The sequence below is a fragment of the Ensifer sp. ENS06 genome (assembly GCF_014852205.1).
GTDB classification, from domain to species: Bacteria; Pseudomonadota; Alphaproteobacteria; order Rhizobiales; family Rhizobiaceae; genus Ensifer; species Ensifer adhaerens.
The window spans coordinates 1-255 of the sequence record NZ_JACVBC010000077.1; the positions used below are offsets into that span (position 1 = coordinate 1).

Annotated in this window: 1 protein-coding gene; it reads right to left on the reverse strand. The window is 59.6% G+C overall.

Features of this window, described 5'->3' with window-relative positions; all coding sequences use genetic code 11:
- Nucleotides 1–255 (reverse strand): ferrochelatase (locus tag IB279_RS36925; RefSeq protein ID WP_192341319.1); only part of this gene is annotated, 255 nt, incomplete at both ends.

Sequence of the window (255 nt, forward strand, 5' to 3'; positions counted from 1 at the left end):
CTGTCGTTCAGGCAGGGGATGTGGGTGAACTTCTCGCCGCCATTGTGATGGAAGCTTTCGGCCGCCTGCTCGGCGATCTCTTCCAACGTTTCCAGACAGTCGGAGACGAAGCCCGGGTTGAGGACGGCAATGCGCTTGACACCGTCCTGCGCAAGTTTTTCGACCGTCTTGTCGGTATAGGGCTGCAGCCATTCCTCAGGCCCGAAGCGCGACTGGAAGGTGACCTGCAGCTTCTCCTTCGACCAGCCGAGCTTT